The organism is Natronomonas gomsonensis, assembly GCF_024300825.1.
GTDB classification, from domain to species: Archaea; Halobacteriota; Halobacteria; order Halobacteriales; family Haloarculaceae; genus Natronomonas; species Natronomonas gomsonensis.
In genome coordinates this window covers 2009371-2026083 of the sequence record NZ_CP101323.1, presented here as the reverse complement: position 1 = coordinate 2026083, position 16713 = coordinate 2009371, and the positions used below count along the sequence as shown (strand labels likewise).

The 16713-nt window shown below is 65.2% G+C and carries 15 protein-coding genes and 1 pseudogene; 9 read left to right on the top strand and 7 right to left on the bottom strand.

The annotated features are described in order from the left end of the window. On the top strand, positions 1 to 669 hold the full coding sequence (locus NMP98_RS10885) for a DUF7546 family protein (protein WP_254857589.1): 669 nt from the start codon (positions 1 to 3) through the stop codon (positions 667 to 669). Between the two features lie 43 nt (positions 670 to 712). On the opposite strand, the gene NMP98_RS10880 is transcribed toward NMP98_RS10885, so the two are convergent. Next, a complete protein-coding gene (locus NMP98_RS10880; RefSeq protein ID WP_178915999.1) occupies positions 713 to 970 on the bottom strand; it encodes a hypothetical protein in 258 nt (85 codons plus the stop codon). A gap of 128 nt (positions 971 to 1098) precedes the next feature. Between NMP98_RS10880 and rtcA the strand changes: the two genes are divergently transcribed. The 4 genes from rtcA to NMP98_RS10860 all read left to right on the top strand — a co-directional run bounded on the left by rtcA (position 1099) and on the right by NMP98_RS10860 (position 6154). Next, on the top strand, positions 1099 to 2100 hold the full coding sequence (rtcA, locus tag NMP98_RS10875) for an RNA 3'-terminal phosphate cyclase (protein ID WP_254857588.1): 1002 nt from the start codon (positions 1099 to 1101) through the stop codon (positions 2098 to 2100). A 90-nt stretch (positions 2101 to 2190) separates the two neighbouring features. Continuing rightward, complete coding sequence (locus NMP98_RS10870) at positions 2191 to 4434, top strand: NADP-dependent malic enzyme (protein ID WP_254857587.1); 2244 nt, start codon at positions 2191 to 2193, stop codon at positions 4432 to 4434. 307 nt (positions 4435 to 4741) lie between these two features. Beyond that, complete coding sequence (locus NMP98_RS10865) at positions 4742 to 5266, top strand: hypothetical protein (protein ID WP_254857586.1); 525 nt, start codon at positions 4742 to 4744, stop codon at positions 5264 to 5266. Between the two features lie 126 nt (positions 5267 to 5392). Further along, positions 5393 to 6154: a carbon-nitrogen hydrolase family protein gene (locus NMP98_RS10860; RefSeq protein ID WP_254857585.1), complete on the top strand. Its 762-nt coding sequence runs from the start codon at positions 5393 to 5395 to the stop codon at positions 6152 to 6154. A 56-nt stretch (positions 6155 to 6210) separates the two neighbouring features. Here NMP98_RS10860 and NMP98_RS10855 read toward each other — a convergent pair. After that, a pseudogene (locus NMP98_RS10855) lies at positions 6211 to 7140 on the bottom strand (formate/nitrite transporter family protein); the annotation flags it as partial. 97 nt (positions 7141 to 7237) lie between these two features. On the opposite strand from NMP98_RS10855, the gene NMP98_RS10850 reads away from it, so the two are divergent. Continuing rightward, positions 7238 to 7702 carry a universal stress protein gene (locus NMP98_RS10850; protein ID WP_254857583.1) on the top strand — a complete coding sequence of 155 codons (465 nt, stop codon included), beginning with the start codon at positions 7238 to 7240 and terminating at the stop codon, positions 7700 to 7702. Here the strand turns inward: NMP98_RS10850 and NMP98_RS10845 are convergent, their stop codons facing one another. Further along, entirely contained in the window at positions 7703 to 9190 is a 1488-nt protein-coding gene (locus tag NMP98_RS10845) for a class I adenylate-forming enzyme family protein (protein WP_254857582.1), read from the bottom strand. A 146-nt stretch (positions 9191 to 9336) separates the two neighbouring features. Beyond that, on the bottom strand, positions 9337 to 10107 hold the full coding sequence (locus tag NMP98_RS10840) for an IclR family transcriptional regulator (protein ID WP_254857581.1): 771 nt from the start codon (positions 10105 to 10107) through the stop codon (positions 9337 to 9339). Between the two features lie 357 nt (positions 10108 to 10464). On the opposite strand from NMP98_RS10840, the gene NMP98_RS10835 reads away from it, so the two are divergent. Next, positions 10465 to 11754 (top strand): hypothetical protein, encoded by a 1290-nt coding sequence (locus NMP98_RS10835; protein WP_254857580.1) that lies wholly within the window; start codon positions 10465 to 10467, stop codon positions 11752 to 11754. Next, positions 11751 to 13520, top strand: coding sequence for a GMC family oxidoreductase N-terminal domain-containing protein (locus NMP98_RS10830; RefSeq protein ID WP_254857579.1), 1770 nt, complete (start codon positions 11751 to 11753; stop codon positions 13518 to 13520). The genes NMP98_RS10835 and NMP98_RS10830 overlap by 4 nt, the downstream gene beginning before the upstream one ends. Positions 13521 to 13590: 70 nt before the next feature. Here the strand turns inward: NMP98_RS10830 and NMP98_RS10825 are convergent, their stop codons facing one another. Then, on the bottom strand, positions 13591 to 14394 hold the full coding sequence (locus NMP98_RS10825; protein WP_254857578.1) for an aldo/keto reductase: 804 nt from the start codon (positions 14392 to 14394) through the stop codon (positions 13591 to 13593). Positions 14395 to 14502: 108 nt separating this feature from the next. Here NMP98_RS10825 and NMP98_RS10820 point away from each other — a divergent pair, with 108 nt between their 5' ends. After that, the gene (locus NMP98_RS10820; RefSeq protein ID WP_254857577.1) at positions 14503 to 15288 is read left to right on the top strand and encodes an arylamine N-acetyltransferase family protein; all 786 of its coding nucleotides are present in this window, start codon (positions 14503 to 14505) and stop codon (positions 15286 to 15288) included. Positions 15289 to 15388: 100 nt separating this feature from the next. Here the strand turns inward: NMP98_RS10820 and NMP98_RS10815 are convergent, their stop codons facing one another. Continuing rightward, on the bottom strand, positions 15389 to 16168 hold the full coding sequence (locus tag NMP98_RS10815; RefSeq protein ID WP_254857576.1) for a helix-turn-helix transcriptional regulator: 780 nt from the start codon (positions 16166 to 16168) through the stop codon (positions 15389 to 15391). Positions 16169 to 16372: 204 nt separating this feature from the next. After that, positions 16373 to 16681 carry a hypothetical protein gene (locus tag NMP98_RS10810; RefSeq protein ID WP_254857575.1) on the bottom strand — a complete coding sequence of 103 codons (309 nt, stop codon included), beginning with the start codon at positions 16679 to 16681 and terminating at the stop codon, positions 16373 to 16375. Positions 16682 to 16713 lie beyond the last annotated feature (32 nt).

Here is a 16713-nt window from a genome sequence, read left to right as displayed (position 1 = left end):
GTGGCGACATCGACTCGACGCCTCGACCGGTCGACGCTCCCGGTGGGTCGGTCGACGGCAGTCCGAGCAGTCGGGACGCTGCTGGCGCTCGAACTGCTCGCGGTGTTCGTCTACCTCCGGGTGACGGGGACGAGCATCCTTGCTCCCCGGTACACGCTGTACCCGTTCGTGTGGATAAACGTCGGCGCGTGGGTGGTGTTGCGTCGGCCGACCGTCGCGGCGTCACAGCGTCGACGCGTCGCTGCCGGAGCGGTCGCAGTCGGCTACTTCGCGGTCTTGGCGGTCGCCGGCGGGCTCGTCGGACTGGGCGGGATGGACATGCCTGCCCGCATCGCGTGGCTCTCCCCCGGTTGGGGCCCGGCGGTCATGTACACCAACACCGTCGTCGATATCTCGATTATTCCCTTCGAGGTAATCGGCTACGCCGCACTCGCCGTGTTGGTGTACACGGTCGTCCTCGCGGGGGCTCGCTCGGCGCTCGCCGGCGTCCTCGGGGTCGCCACCTGCGTCGGCTGTCTGTGGCCGTTCGGGGCCGCACTGGCCGCCGCACTGGGCGGCATCGGGTCGCCGCTCGCGAGTACCGTCCCCAGCATCGCCTACGACCTCTCGACCGTGGTGTTTCTCGCGACTGCCGGCGTGCTGTACTGGTCGGCACGGCGGACGGCGTAGCCACTTCAGGGCGTATTTTTTCGCAGAAAAGTCGGTCGGTCAGCTATCGCGTCCGCCGCGGGGTGAACCGCCGGGTCGCCGCCGCGACGACGAGGAGCAACGCCCCGAAGAGGAGCGTGCTTGCGACCATCGCGGTGGCGGAGACAGGCAGGGCGCCGGTGATGACCGGCCACAGCGTCAGCAGGCCGACACCGACGAGTCCGACGACGAGGATGCCCAACACGACCGCGATGAACGGCATCACGCGTTCCGGTTGCACGGGCGGTTCGTCCGCCGACCGCCGAGTTGGTAACTGGCTCATACCTCTATGTAGGCTCCGAATCCGCATAAAAAGCGAACCTGTTTCCCGTCTCGTGGGAATCGGCCCGAAGCGGGCTGATTCGGCGGGGAGTCGGAACGTTTGTCGTCGTCGGGGCGGTAGCGTCGCCTATGCTCGAAATCGACGGCTCGGCGGGCGGGGGACAAATCGTCCGGACGGCGCTGTCGCTGTCGGCGCTGTCGGGGACGGCGGTTCGAATCGAGAACGTTCGCGGCGACCGCCCGACGCCGGGGCTGCGACCGCAGCACCTCGCGGCCGTCGAGGCGACGGCGGCGCTGTGTTCGGCGACCGTCGAGGGCGGCGAGGTGGAGTCGGAAACGCTCGTGTTTCGGCCCGAGGAGGTGGCCTCCGACGACGTGTCGGTCGACGTCGGCACCGCCGGCAGCGTCGCGTTAGTGTTCGATACCCTGCTGCCGCTGGCCGTCGCCCTCGACGACCCCGCGACGGTGACCGTCACGGGCGGCACCGACACGAAGTGGGCACCCCTCGTGTCGTATCTCGAGCGTGTCAAACTCCCACTTCTGGCCGAAATCGGCCTCGATGCGGAGGTCACGGTCGGTTCCCGTGGGTTCTATCCGGCCGGCGGCGGCCGAGCGACGCTGACGTTGCGCCCCTCGTCGCTGTCGCCGCTGTCGCTGACCGACCGCGGTGCGCTCCGGCGCGTCGAGGTGTACTCGACGGCCACCGAGGAGTTGGCCGACGCCGAGGTGGCCGAACGACAGGCCGGTGCCGTCGCCGAGGAACTCGACGCCGACGCCTCGGTCGGGACGGAGGCCGTCTCCGTCGAAGCCGACTCGACCGGGTCGTCGATACTCCTCGTCGCCGTCTACGAGAACAGTCGTGCTGGCTTTTCGGCGCTCGGGGAGGCCGGCAAGCCCTCCGAAGAGGTCGCCGCCGAGGCCGTCGAGGCGTTCCATCGGTTCCACGAGGGTGCTGCCGTCGTCGACCAGCACCTCGCCGACCAGTCGATGGTCTTTCTCGCCTTGGGTGGCGGACAGGTACTGGCACCCGAGGTGACCGACCACGTCGAGACCAATCGGGCGGTCATCGAGGCGTTCGGCTACGACCTTGCGGTGTCAGACGGCGACGGTGGCGTTCTTCTGGAAGCCTGAGCGGTTCCGACCGACCGTCCACTCGTGGTGCGTTCCGTGTGCGCTTTTGGCAATAGTTGCGCACATATGCCTCCCGTTCGGAGGACCGGTATGGGACTGGACGAGGACGCACTCGAATACCACCGCACCGACCCGCCCGGCAAACTGGAGATATCGACGACGAAGCCGACGAACACCCAGCGGGACCTCTCGCTTGCGTACTCGCCGGGCGTCGCCGCGCCGTGTCGTGCCATCGCCGACAACCCCGGAGATGCCTACACCTACACGACGAAGGGGAACATGGTCGGCGTCGTCTCGAACGGCACCGCGGTTCTCGGGTTGGGCGACATCGGTGCGCAGGCGTCGAAGCCGGTGATGGAGGGCAAGGGCGTGCTGTTCAAGCGCTTCGCCGACATCGACGTCTTCGACATCGAGTTAGACGAGGACGACCCGGCGGCGTTCGCCGAGGCGGTCGCGATGATGGAACCGACGTTCGGCGGCATCAACATCGAGGACATCTCCGCGCCCGCGTGTTTCGAAATCGAATCGTTCCTCCGCGAGGAGATGTCGATTCCCGTCTTCCACGACGATCAACACGGGACGGCAATCATCTCCGGGGCCGCACTGTTGAACGCCTGCGACATCGCCGACAAATCGCTCGACGACCTCGAAGTCGTCTTCGCGGGCGCGGGCGCGGCGGCCACCGCGACCGCCCGCTTCTACGAGTCGCTGGGCGTCGCCGCCGACAACATCACGATGTGTGACATCGACGGCATCATCACCGAAGACCGCGTCGCGGCCGACGACCCCCACTCCTACGTCGCACAGTTCGCAAGCGAGGAAGGCGGTAGTCTCGCCGACGCGATGGCGGGTGCGGACGCCTTCGTCGGCCTCTCGGTCGGCGGCATCGTCAGCGAGGAGATGGTCCGGTCGATGGCGGCGGACCCAATCATCTTCGCGATGGCGAATCCGGACCCCGAAATCGGCTACGAGGCGGCCAAAAGCGCCCGCGATGACACGGTTATCATGGCGACCGGCCGGTCAGACTATCCGAATCAGGTCAACAACGTTCTCGGGTTCCCTTTCATTTTCCGAGGAGCGCTGGACGCCCGCGCGACCGAAATCAACGAGGCGATGAAAGTCGCTGCCGCCGAGGCGCTCGCCGAATTGGCCCGACAGGACGTTCCCGACGCCGTCGTCAAAGCCTACGGCGACCAACCGCTGCAGTTCGGCCCCGACTACATCATTCCCAAACCACTCGACCCACGCGTCCTCTTCGAGGTTTCGGGGGCGGTCGCCGAGGCCGCGATGGAATCCGGTGTCGCCCGCGAACCCCTCGACCTCGGGGAGTATCGGGAGACGCTCGAAGCCCGACTCGGGAAGTCCCGCGAGATGATGCGCGTGGTGCTGAACAAGGCGAAAAGCGACCCCAAACGGCTGGTGCTCGCCGAAGGCGACGACCCGAAGATGATTCGGGCGGCCTACCAACTCATCGAACAGGACATCGCCGACCCCGTCCTCGTCGGCGACAAGCGCACCATCTGGGAGGTGTCGGCGGAACTCGGCCTCGACTTCGACCCCGAAATCGTCGACCCGACGACGGACGAACTCGACCCCTACGCCGACCGCCTGTACGACCTCCGGAAGCGCAACGGCGTCACCCGCAGGGAGGCCGACGCGTTGGTCCACGACGGCGACTACCTCGCCAGCGTGATGGTGGAGATGGGCGACGCCGACGCAATGTTGACGGGATTGACGAACCACTACCCGACGGCGCTGCGCCCGCCGCTGCAGGTCGTCGGAACGGCCGACGACGCCGACTATGCCGCGGGGGTGTACATGCTGACGTTCAAAAATCGCGTCGTTTTCGTCGCCGACGCCACCGTCAATCAGGCCCCCGATGCCGACGTGCTCGCGGAAGTCGCTCGCCACACCGCCGACCTCGCGAGACAGTTCAACGTCGACCCACGGGTCGCCCTGTTGTCGTACTCCGATTTCGGAACGGTCGACAACGAAGGCACCCGCAAGCCGCGGGCGGCCGCCGCCGCCCTCCGAGCGGCTCCCGACGTGGACTTCCCGGTCGACGGTGAGATGCAGGCGGACACGGCGGTCGTCGAGGAGATGCTGACGGGCGATTACTCCTTCTCGGAGTTGGAGGAACCGGCGAACGTCTTGGTCTTTCCGAACCTCGAAGCCGGCAACATCGCCTACAAACTGCTCCAACGGTTGGGCGGCGCGGAAGCCATCGGTCCGATGCTCGTCGGCATGGACAAACCAGTCCACGTCCTCCAGCGCGGCGATGAGGTCAAAGACATCGTGAACCTTGCGAGCGTCGCTGTGGTGGACGCACAGTAGCGGCTTCGGACCAACCGCTCCCGGTGGTCGCGGTCGGTCTTTATATGTTTTTGCGCCGAGTGCGCCGCACGGAGCAGAGACTGGAGGCGCTCTCCCTCCTCGCGCCCCGATACCGACGGCCCGCCAACGGCCAGTGGCGTTATAATGAGGACCCGAGTTCCGTCGATTCGAGGGCCCGTATCGCTGTCGGCCGTTTCGTTTAAACTGTTTAAAACGCCCGGAAACGGGCAGTTCAGGCGTAAACGGTTCGAACTGCTTCGAACTGACTCACCCCTACTTATCTCTCCACCGGAAAGGCCGGGATGCAATGCGCACCAAACACATCGTACTCGCAGTCCTCGCGGCGAGCTTCCTGCTCGTCGGGGCTGCGGGTGCTGCCGCTGCACAGCCCGCCGAGAACGCGACGGCCACACCCGCCGAGAACGCGAGCGAAGAGCGGCCGGGTGATGCGGGCCCGCCCGAAGACATGCCCGAACAGGTGCCGTCGTTCGTGAGTGATATCCACAGCACCATCAACGAGTTCCTGTCGGGTGACATCGACAACCTCGGTGCTGCCGTCTCGGATATCGCCTCCGAGGAGGCGCCTGACGACGCTGATGGCGCTGACGAGGCCGAAGACGAAGATGCGGAGACCAACGCGGATGACGCGGCCGAGGAGAGCGATGACAATGCCGAAAATGCGGACAACGGTGCGGACAACGCCGAGAACGCTGACGAGTCCGAAGAAGACGTGGACGATACCGACGCTGGGGACGCAGACGACGGCGAGGACACAGAGGACACCGACGACACTGAGGACTCTGACGACACGGACGACACCGACGACGCGTAATCCGACTCGTTTTTGTTCCCGCTGACGACCCTTCGACGGTTCTTTTCGACGATTCCTCGCTCGATGTGACGGGTAAGCGCTGAACTGCCACCGGTGCTTATGCCGTTGCCGTCGCATCGACCGAACATGCCTCCGACCGTCGCGGCGTGTCAGATGGCCGTCGACGACCTCGATGTCGAGTCGAACCTCGAAACCGTCGAATCGCGCCTCAGCGGCCTCCCCGAGCGTGTCGACCTCGCGTGTTTCCCCGAGCAGGCGCTGACGGGGTTCGTCGCCGACGACCGCATCACCGAAGCGGCAATTCCGCGGGATGGCGAGGCAATCGAGCGCCTCGTCGAGAGTGCCGACGACGCCGACTGTGGTGTGGTCGTCGGGTTCGTCGAGGCCGACGACGGGGCGTACAACGCCGCGGCGTATCTCGACGGCGACGGCGTCGTCGCGGTCTACCGGAAACAGCATCTCTGGGGCGGCGAGCGAGAGGTGCTGGACCCCGGCGACTCGCGAGTCACCGTCAAGACGCCGCTGGGGAAGACCGGCCTGTTGACCTGCTATGATTTGAACTTCGTCGAGGAGAGCGCCGCGATGACCGACAAGCGGGTTGACGCGCTACTCGTTCCGGGGGCGTGGCCGGCGACGCACAGCGACAACTGGCGGCTGCTGTTGCGGTCGCGGGCGCTCGACGGCGTTCGGTGGGTCCTCGGGGCGGGCCGAACCGGCCGCCGAGACGTCGAGGATGCCCCTGTCACCGATTACGCGGGCCGGTCGCTCTGTGTCCGTCCAGATGGGGGAATTCGGGCGGAACTCGACCGCGCCGAGCGGGATCTCGTCGTCGATATCGAACCGTCGGTTCTCGAATCACACCGGGAGTCGGTCGGGATTTTCGAGTAGCCGGCCGGTCAATCGTCGTCTCGCCGTCGTCGCCGTTGTGTGTCGTCGCGGTCCGCGGGGACGTACGTTCGGCCGACGCTTCCGCCGCCGAGCCACTCCGAAATCGACAACTGGCGTTCGACGCCGTCCTCGCGGGCGCTCTCCAAGCGGCGTTCGGTCGTCTGGAAGTAGTTGACGACGGTGACGAGCAACACGCCGCCGATGGTGTTTCCGAGCAACACCGGCAGGACGAAGCCCAACAGTCCGGACAGAAGCGCCGCCTCCCCGAGGTAGACGAGGTACATCAACTCGGTGAAGGAGACGACGACGTGGAAGAGGTCCGCAAGCGGGATGACGAGGAAGGCGATGTAGACGAGGACGAGTCTCGAGATGGTGTCTCGAGAGGCGTAATCGAGCCAGACGACGCCGGCGACGACGAGGCCGGCGAAGCCGGCTTTGAAGAACAGGTCCCACCACGGTGTTTCGATGCCTTTCTGGGAGATATCGATGGCGACGGCCGTGGTCTCGGGGGAGAACACGCCGGTGTAGGCGAGTACGAGCGCGCCGATGGCACCGCCGGCGAAGTTCCCGAACAGAACCACGCCCCACGTCCGAAGTAGTGTCGGGATGCTGGCCAGTCGTTCGAGGACCAGCGCCACGGGCGGGAGCGTGTTCTCGGTGTACAGTTGGTAGCCGCCCAAGATGATGTAGACGAACCCCAGCGGATACAGGATGACGCTCAAAAGCGGGTCGCCGCCGGTTTTGGCGGTCATCGACGCCAGCGCCAGGAACGTGATGGTGATAGAAAAGCCGGCCGCGAGCGCGCTGAAGAACAGTTCACGGGTGCCGGTGTCGATTTCCTCGTCGGCGGCGACGACGATCCGCTGGAACACCTCGTCGGTCTCGAAGCGGTCGCGGACGACTGCTCCAACCGCCGGTGCGCCGCTTCGGGACCGTTCGACTGCCTCTCGAACCGATTCCTCCGGGTCGGATTCCTCGTCGGCCATTCGTTCAGCCAGCAGTTCAGGCGGAGAACGCAAAACTCCCCCGGTCACGTCTCCGGAACCCGGCCGAATTTTATCGGTGCCGGTCTAAGGGGTCGATATGTCACTGGAAGTACTCACCTTAGCTGTCGGCCCGGACGAAGACACTCGAATCAAGGAGATGGCGAGTCTCGTCTGTGACATCGCGGGCGCCACGGGAGCGACAGTGCTTCTGCTGCACGTGTTCTCTCAGTCAGCGTACGACGAAGGGGTCGCCGAGGCGGGGTACGACCCCGATGACCCGCCGCCGGCGCACACGCTGGCCTCGCGGCTCGAGAACATCGACCGACTGTCGTTCGCGTTCGAGGAGGCGGACATCGAGTACCGCATTCGCGGCGAAATCGGTGACGTGACCGACCGCATCGTCTCCGTCGCAAAGGAGACGAACACCGACATGCTGTTCGTCGGGGGTCGGAAGCGCTCGCCGACCGGAAAGGCGGTGTTCGGAAGCACCTCCCATCGCGTGTTGATGAACGCGCCGTGTCCGGTGACGTTCGTCCGGCAGGACGTCACCGACGCCGAGTAGTTAGCCGAAGCGGTCCCGCAACGTGATGCGGTCGAGTTTCCCGGTCGCGGTTCGCGGGAACGCCTCGACGAACTCGATGCGGTCGGGCACCTCGTGGCTCTCCAGTTCGTCCTTGCAGGCCCCTCGGATGTCGGTCTCCGACACCGACTCGCCGCTCCGCGGCTTCACGATGGCCGTCACCGTCGCCCCCCGGACCTCGTCGCGGGTGTCGATGATGGCGACTTTCTCGACGGGGTCGACCGCGTAGATTACTTCCTCGATTTCGCGGGGGTAGATGTCGCCACACCCCGTCGTGAACATGTCCTCCAGTCGGTCGACCACGAAGAGGAAGCCGTCGCCGTCCATCCAGCCGATGTCGCCGGACTTGAGCCACTGCTTGCCGTCCCGCTCGACGAATTTTTGGTCGGTGATCTTCGGGCTGTTGTACCGCGGCGTAACCGTGTCGCCACACCACAGGAACTCCCCGCGCTCGCCACGCTCGACGGCCTCGCCGGTCGAGGGGTCCTCGATGCGGATGTCGACGACTTCCGTCGCCGGCCGGCCGATGCTTCCGGGTTTGCTCCCGCCGGGGACCGGCCGGTTGAACGTCGCGAGCGGCGTCGTCTCGGTCATGCCGTACCCCTCCAGTAGCCGACAGCCGAACGTCGCTTCGACCTCCCGAATCCGCCGTTTCGGCATCGGCGACCCGCCGACACCTATCATCTCCAGACTGGACACGTCGTAGTCGTCGACAGCGTCGTACTCGAGGAGGTCCATCAGCATCGTCGGAATCAGGAAGGTGTAGGTGATCTCGTGGCGCTCGATTTCGGTGAGGGCGGTCTCGGCGTCCCACTCCGAGAGTAGGTGGTTTTCGGCGCCCAGCGCGAGAAACGGCGTCGTCGTGACGTTGAGACCGGTGACGTGAAAACACTGACACGCGGTCAGCGCGACGGCGTCTCGGGTCCACTCCTTGTACCGGATGAAGCCGCGGGCGTTGGCAGCGAGGTTGCCGTGGGTGTGGTAGACGCCCTTCGGCGCGCCGGTGGTTCCGCTCGTGTACAGCAGTTCGGCCAACTCATCGGAGCGACGTGGTTCCACATCACAAGTGGGGTCGCCGTCTTCGAGGAGGTCGAGATACGCGACCGTTTGCGTCCCGGCGGCGTCGATGTCGCTTCGTCCCTCGGTCACGACGGCGCTCGCACCGCTGTCTCGGAGGACGTAGCGGATTTGCTCGTCGGTGAATCTGTGGTTGACCGGCAACGGGATGGCGCCGCGTTTCAGCACGCCGAGGTAGGTGGCGACGAACGGGACGCCGTTCGGCATGTGGATGGCGACGTGGTCGTCGACGCCGACCCCGAGTGCATCGAGGCCGCCGGCGATGCGGTCGGCGTCTTTGGCCAACCCCTCGAAGGTCCGCGAGCGCGTCCGGTCGGCGACGGCCGTCGCCTCCGGCGTGTTCCGCGCGGCGATGTCGACGTGGTTGGCGAAGTTCACTGACTTCGGATTCACCGTCGGACTCCAAGTCGTTTCCGCCCTGCGTACGAGGTTCGTATTTGTGTGGTGACCTGTACGAATTCTATCTAGTTTTCGCGTGGCGACCGGTCGCGTCACTACCGGGTCGACGCAGGATTCTGTCCGGCATTACCGGACAGCTGTCACTCCGGCGTGAAGATGAGGTTCGCCTCGATGGTCCGGGCCGACTGACGGACGGTTTCGGCCAGCCCCGACGACTCGGGGTCGGCATCGAAGGCGCCGCTTGGGCCGTACACCGCGATGGCGCCGCGGACTCGCTCGTCTGCGACGACGGGTGCGGCGATGCCGGTCATCCCCGCGATGAGTTCGCCCTCGTCGACGGCGTAACCGTCGTCTCGAATCGTCTCCAACTCCGCCAGCAACCGCTCTTCGTCGATTATCGTGTTCGCCGTCCGCGGGGGTAACTCCGTCTCGTCGATGAGTCGTTCGACCGTTTCGGCGTCCTTGTGCGCCAGTATCGCCTTTCCGGGGGCGTTCGTGTGGAGATGCAGGTCCGAGGGGTACGCTCCCGGCGTCCCGGTGGTGTGGCTGCCCTTCCGCCACCCGGCCGCCAACAGCACGCCACAGCGGTCGTTCTCCTCGGTCACCAACTGGACGTACTTCCCCTCGGTGTCTTCGAACAGCGCGTGGGCCTCCTCGCGGCCGTTGACGAACAGTTCGTGGCCGTTTCGGGCGGTTTCACCCAGATGGAGGAACTTCGTTCCCAGTCGGTAGGTTCCGGACTCGTTGACGACGTAGCCGACCGCTTCGAGGGTCCGAAGGTGGTCGTGGGCGGTGCTCTTCGGAACGTCCAGCGCCTCGGCGACGGCCGTCACGCCGGTCGGTCCCCGCTTGACCAGCGTCTCGACGATGTCGTGGGAGAGTTTGACTGCTGCGACTGGATACCTCGTCATCGGTCCCGCTTCGTCCTCGGCCGACTTATGTGTCCGGTACTGCCGGACGAAAGCGTTCGATAGAATACAACAATCAAAATGAACTAACTAGAAAATTATAAATCAAACATATTATTAAAAGCGCTCAATTTGGGTGTAATTTGGGTGTGATGGGGTGGTTATATCTGAGACTAAAATAGGGTAATAATGTCTCAAAACCGCTAATATGGCGAATTTGTCTGAAATCGCTGCGGTGGCACAGAACGTGGCTAAATTCATCTATGAAATTTTATCTTTTAACATAAAGGACCCCATATTTCCCGCAGCAGGGTTAACCACTATGACCGGTAGTAACAGGTACGGTTGGCAGATACTATCATGACAGAAGATTCCAACGCATCGATGACGCGGCGAGGCGTGATGAAGGGCGTGGGGGGTCTTGCGGCCGTCTCGATGTCCGGTGTGAGCATCGCGGAAGCACAGGAAGTTCTGGGACAGGAGATTCCGGCGGACCCCCACACGCGGGACACGTATCGGGCAATCGTCGACGCGATTGTTCCCCGGACGCCCGAACTCGAAGAGGAACTCGGCGGGGAACACGTTCCCGGCGGGCTCGATGTGGAACTGGAGAAGTTCCTCATCTGGGACTTCAACCACTTTCAAGAGATTCGACTGGAGACGCTACAGACTCCGGTTAAAACCGCCCGGTCGGGTGGCGGCCCGCTCGGCGACCTCGGCGGAGACAATCCGCTCGGTGACGCCCTCGGGGGACTGACGGAGACCGGCGACCTCGGTGGCGGCACGCCACTCGATTCCGTCACCGAACTCGTCGACGGCCTGATGGCTCCCGAGTTGTTCCAACTCGACCTCGACACCATCTCCTCGGGTTCGGAACTCGGCGCCTTGACCGACCTCGTCGGTCTGGACGCGGTCGACGAACTCACCGGACTCCTCGAGGTTGAGGACCTCGACGAGTTCGGCGAACTGCTGGACTTCGGCGCGGTGGACCGACTCGCCATCGACTTCGCGGACGCACCCATCCCGGACGACGCCGAGGGAATCGCGGAGTTCGACCTCCTCGTCGAAGGTGCCAACGAGGGCACCCACCAGGTCATCCAGAACTACCCCTACGCGAACGTCTTCCCGCTCGTCTTCGACATCGTCGCCGCGGAGTTCCTCCTGCGTGGCGAAAACGAGGACACGCCGTCACCGAACCCCGAGTTCGCGGGTGGCGGGACGTTCGTTCGCCTCTCCCGGGAGGACCGCCTCCGCTGTCTGTGGACCATCGTCGATGGCGGCGCCATCGACCGCCTCGACGAGATTCTCTCGCCGATGCTTCCCACCCTCGGTATCCTGAAGTACGTCGTCATGGCCGTCAACGGACTGCACGGCTTCGGCTACTACACGGAGTGGTCGGGCCTCGGCGACACCAAAACGAACACCCCCAACGAACGGGAGATGCAGGTCGACCCGAGCAACGTCCAGAGCCGCAATCAGACCGACTATCCCGGTCCCTCGGACGGCTACGCCGCCGACTGGCGCCACGCCGTCGACGGCGGATTCGACGACGACTGGGAGACCGCAGAGACGCCCGGGCCGGCCGACCCGGAACTCCCCGACGAGGCCGCGGATGAGGCCGAGGAGGCCACCGGAGGTGACCTGCTATGAAGGACCCGGATGTCGTCGTCGTCGGTGCCGGCGCGGACGGTCCGGTCGCGGCGTGGAAACTCGCACGGGACCACGGCGTTGACGTACTCCTGTTGGAGGCCGGCCCCTTCTACGGCAACGAGCAGTGGCCCGAACCGCACGTCGATTCGGGCGGGACGGTCAGCACCGACCCCGACGACCTCGACGGAAAACTGCTCGACGAGCAGTTCACCCACCGCGAGGCGGAGGCCAACGACCCGACCTACGGTTACCTCCGGGTCGGTCCCTCCAACAGCGCGCGTGCGCCGTGGTTCCGGAACCTCCACCAGAACGCGTTCATCTGGCAGGTGTCGGCCGTCGGCGGCACCTCGACGCACTACTTCTCGAACCATCCGCGTGGCTACCCGACGGCCTTCGACGACCAGCCACACTGGCCCGACGAGGTCAGTTACGCCGACATGGTGCCGTACCACCGGCTCAACGAGGAGATAACCTCCACCCAGCAGGCGCCGATGACCGCCCGCGAAGAGGTGTTCATCGAGGGCGCAAGCCAGGAGAAAAGCGGCGAGTACCCGCTGCTCGAGGACCTCAACGTCACCGAAACCGGCTGGCGGCCCCAGCCCAACGCCGTCGAGGTCCCCGGCAAGGAGACCTCCAACGGCCAACCGCTCGACTCGGACTACGAGGGGTCGTTCAGCTACGACGACGGCTTCCGCGGCGACACGCTGGTCGGCGACCACTTCCAGGGCTCTTCGACGCCCGTCGATGCCCCCGTCCGCGAGAAGGCACGCAAATCCAGTAACATCGGCTACGTGCCGCGCGCGCTGGACACCAACGATAACCCCAATCAGGGCAACGTCGCAATCCGGCCGAACACCTACGTCACCGACATCCACACCGCGGAAGGCGCCGGCAACCTCGAAGCGACTGGCGTCGAAATCCGTGACACGTGGTCCGGTGCGACACAGACCGTCGAGGCCGACACGGTCGTCCTCGCTGGTGGCTGTATCGAGACGCCGCGACTGTGGCTCAATTCGGGTCTGCCGGACGACGGCTGGGTCGGCAAGGGGCTGACCACCCACTGGTTCGACTGGGTCGTCGGCGTCTACGACGACGACACGGTCGCCGACATCAACCCCGACCGCCAGCACATGGACCCCTACGTCGGACAGAACTCCGCGGTCCGCTTCGACAAGCCCGGCGTCGGCGGTCTCGAAGACATTGGGATGTCGCCCGGATTGGTCTCCTTTGCCGACTACCTCTTCAGCGAGGCGGGGTACTCCTTCGATACGCCGACCGACCCCGACGAACCGTGGGACACCCGCGGCTACATCGTCGGTAAGGAACTCAAACGTCGGATGGCCAACTATCGACAGACGAAGGCCATCCTCGTGTTGACCGACGACATGCCGCGGCAGGAAAACGGCGTCTCGTTGGACGACACCTTCTCCGACGAGCACGGTCCGGTGCCGAAGGTCCGCTACGAACCGGGAGAGGAGGACGACGAACGGCGGGACGAACTCGCCCGCATCGCGGCGAACATCCACAAGAACGCCGGCGCCTCCCACGTCCACCGCGCGGAGTGGCCGCCGCTGCTGCTCCACATGCAGTCGTCGATGCGAATCGGCAAGGTGCTTGATTTCGCCGGCGAGGCCAAGAACGTCAACCGTCTGTTCGTCGCCGACCACTCGGCGCTGGCCAACGGCGTCGGCGGCCCCAACCCGACGAACTCCGGGCAGGCCAACGCGCTCCGCATCGCAGACCACATCGGCGACCGCTACTTCTGAGGCGGCCGTCCGTTGCATACCGTTTTTTCGCTCGGTTCCGTCGAGAGGCGTCCGAAGTTACGCTGACTGCTCAGTTCCACGGCGCCTCCTCGAAGTCGACGTAGCGTTTCTCGCGGTCGATGTCGTCGATTCGGGATACGTCTTCGTCGTCCAGCGTCACTTCGAGCGCCCCGAAGTTCTCCCGGATGTGTTCGGGCGTCGCGGACTTCGGGATGGCCGAGACGCTCTCCTTCGACAGCAGCCACGACAGCGCCACCTGTGCCGGCGTGGCGTCGTGTTTCTCGGCGATATCGACCAACTCGGGAACGTCGGTCACGTCGCCTTTCGCAAGCGGCGTGTAGGCGACCAGGTGGTGGCCGTGTTCGCGGGCCATCGCTCGCAGTTCCGCCTGTTGGAACAGCGGATGACACTCGACTTGGTGGGCGAAAAGCGGCGCCTCAAGCGTCTCGATGGCCGCCTCAAGCAGGGCGGGGGTGAAGTTCGAAAGCCCGACGTTGCGGATGAGACTGTCGTCGTACAACTCGTCGAACGCCGCGAGCGTCGCCTCGCGGTCGTAGGCCCGAATCGGCCAATGGACGTACAGCAAATCGAGCGTCTCGACGCCCAACCGGTCGATACTCGCCCGAGCGTGGTCGAGTACGTCGTCGTATGCGAGGTTGTCGGGACTCACCTTCGTCGCGAGGAACACGTCCTCGCGGTCGGCGTCGGCGGCCGCGATGCCCTCGCCGACGGCGGCCTCGTTGTCGTAGCCCTCTGCGGTGTCGACGTGCCGATAGCCGACGTTCAACGCCGTCTCGACGCTGTTTGCACACACCTCGTGGTCGGTGTTCTCGTAGGTGCCGATGCCGAGTGCGGGGAGGTCTTCGACTGCCATGTGTCGCATTCGAGCGCTGGCGTCAAGTGTGTTCCCGGAACCTATCACGACCGCTACAGCAATCGGCTTCAGCGAGCGCTTTTGTGGCACTCGCCCTCACCTCCGAACATGGACCCCGACCGCTATCTCGCCCGCCTCGGCGCCGACCCCGCCGAGGCGTGGCCGCCGACGTTCGAGACGGTCGAACGGCTCCAGTCGGCCCACGTCCGGACGGTGCCCTTCGAGACGCTGTCGATAACCGGAGACCCCTATGGCGACCGTTCCGGCGAAGGCATCACGCTCGAACTCGAAGCGCTCTACGAGAAACTCGTCGAGCGCGAACGCGGCGGCTTCTGCTTCGAGTTGAACGGCCTCTTCGGGTGGCTGCTCGCGGAACTCGGGTTCGACACCGACCGCATCGCCGCCTGCGTCCTCGACGACGACGGCGACCCTCGACCGCCGGCGAACCACCACGCGCTTCTCGTCGACTTCGACCGCCCGCACGTCGTCGACGTGGGGTTGGGTCTGCCGAAACTCCGAGAGCCGCTTCCGGTCGGCGGCCGCGTCGGCCCCGACGGCGCCGGCATCGAGTGGCGAACCGTCGAGAGCGACCGCCCCGACGCGGAGTACGTCGTTCAAACGCGCTCCGAGGGGGCGTGGGACGACCGCTACATCTTCACCACTGACCCCCGACAGCTGTCGTACTTCGCGGCGACGTGTGACCACCTCGCGACCGCCCCCGAGTCGACGTTTACGGGCGACCCGACCGTCAACGTCGGCACCGAACGCGGTTACAAGCGGCTGACGCCCGAGACGTTTACCGAAGTCGTCGACGGTGAAACACGCGAGCGAGCGGTCGCTCCTGAGACGTATCGCGACACGCTCGAAGCCGAGTTCGGCCTTCGGCTCCACTGACTCCCCCGACGACTGGCGTCGGGTGCATCCCCACCGTTTTTCTCGATGGACCGGGTGGTATTCACGCTACTGTCTGCACGATGTGCACGGCGTGCACAGTTCAGGTATCGAGGGGTTCCGATTCCTCGCGGTACCGTTCGAAGGTCGACTCGGCCCACTCGTACACCGTCTCGGAGTCGCTTTCGATGAGCGCAAGCGGCGTGCCGCGCTCGTCGACGACGCCGAACAGGACTCGGTCGTCGAGCAGCGCGAGCATGTACGGGAGATCCTCGTGGACGTAGTACTCCGCGCCGTCGGTGTTCGCCGCTGCGTCGAGGTAGTCGTCGTACGACGGGTCCTCACGCATCGCCTCGACAACCGCGGCGTCGACGACGAACTCGACGGTGTCGTTGCCGGTCGCGCTTTCGATGCGCTCGTGTGCCAGGTCTGCGCTGTCCCGCATCACGACAGTCGCGAACTCACGGATGCTATCGGAGTTCTGCCGGGCGGCCATCGTCCGTTCGACCGGCGCCAGCGGCTGTTCGGCCGTCGCCTTGACGACGTCGGCGTCGGCCAGTGCCGCCGGGTCGAGGTCGAATTCGTCGGCGCTCACGCGCCCCAAAAGCGGTGCGAGGTCGTCTCCGAGTTCGAAGGCATCTAAGAGGTCGGAGAACTCCCGCTGGACGTAAGCGCCGAGTGCGGTGAGTCGGTACGGCCCGCCGTTGTTCTCTTCTGTGACCCACTGCCGTTCGATGAATCCATCGAGGGTCCGCGAGACGGTGGTCCGCGACGCGTCGAGTTCCTCACGGAGGTCCCGACTGTCCGCCGGCCCCTCCGCCAACACCGACAACAGTTCGATACGTGTCTCCGACCGAGCCAGATACGCCACCGCCCCGTTCATTACCGGGATTTGATGACTCCGCCGTATGAAGCTACCTTCTCGAAGCGGTCACCTCGATTTACTGCTTCCGGCCCACCGCCCCGTCGTCGGTGATGTCGTGTCTCTCGATGTGGGCTCGTGGACGCGCTTTGCGGTGCCGTCGGGTTGGTATGATGAGCTGTCCTCGTCGGGTACGTGGACGGCGATGACGCGGTAGTCACCGAGTCAGTCGCCCGTTTCGGGTGCTTTCTCACCACTTTCACGGCTCCGATACCACCGATACAGCAAGAACAGACCGACGACGAGGAGGACGATGGAGAGGCCATCGAAGGCGAGATTCAGCGGTCCGGTGGACGGCAACGGCCCGCCGTCGGTCAACTGGAGTAGGCCGTAGGCCAGCCACGTACAGCAGAGGCCGACGAGCATCGTCAATCGGCGTCGCGGAATCGCACCGCGATAGTGCTGGACAGCCACCGCGGCGAGGAGGACGAGGTAGGCGCCGAACAGTGCGATGTCGGCCGCATCGGAGACCATACTGACCGGTCGACTCGCCACCGACAAAGTTC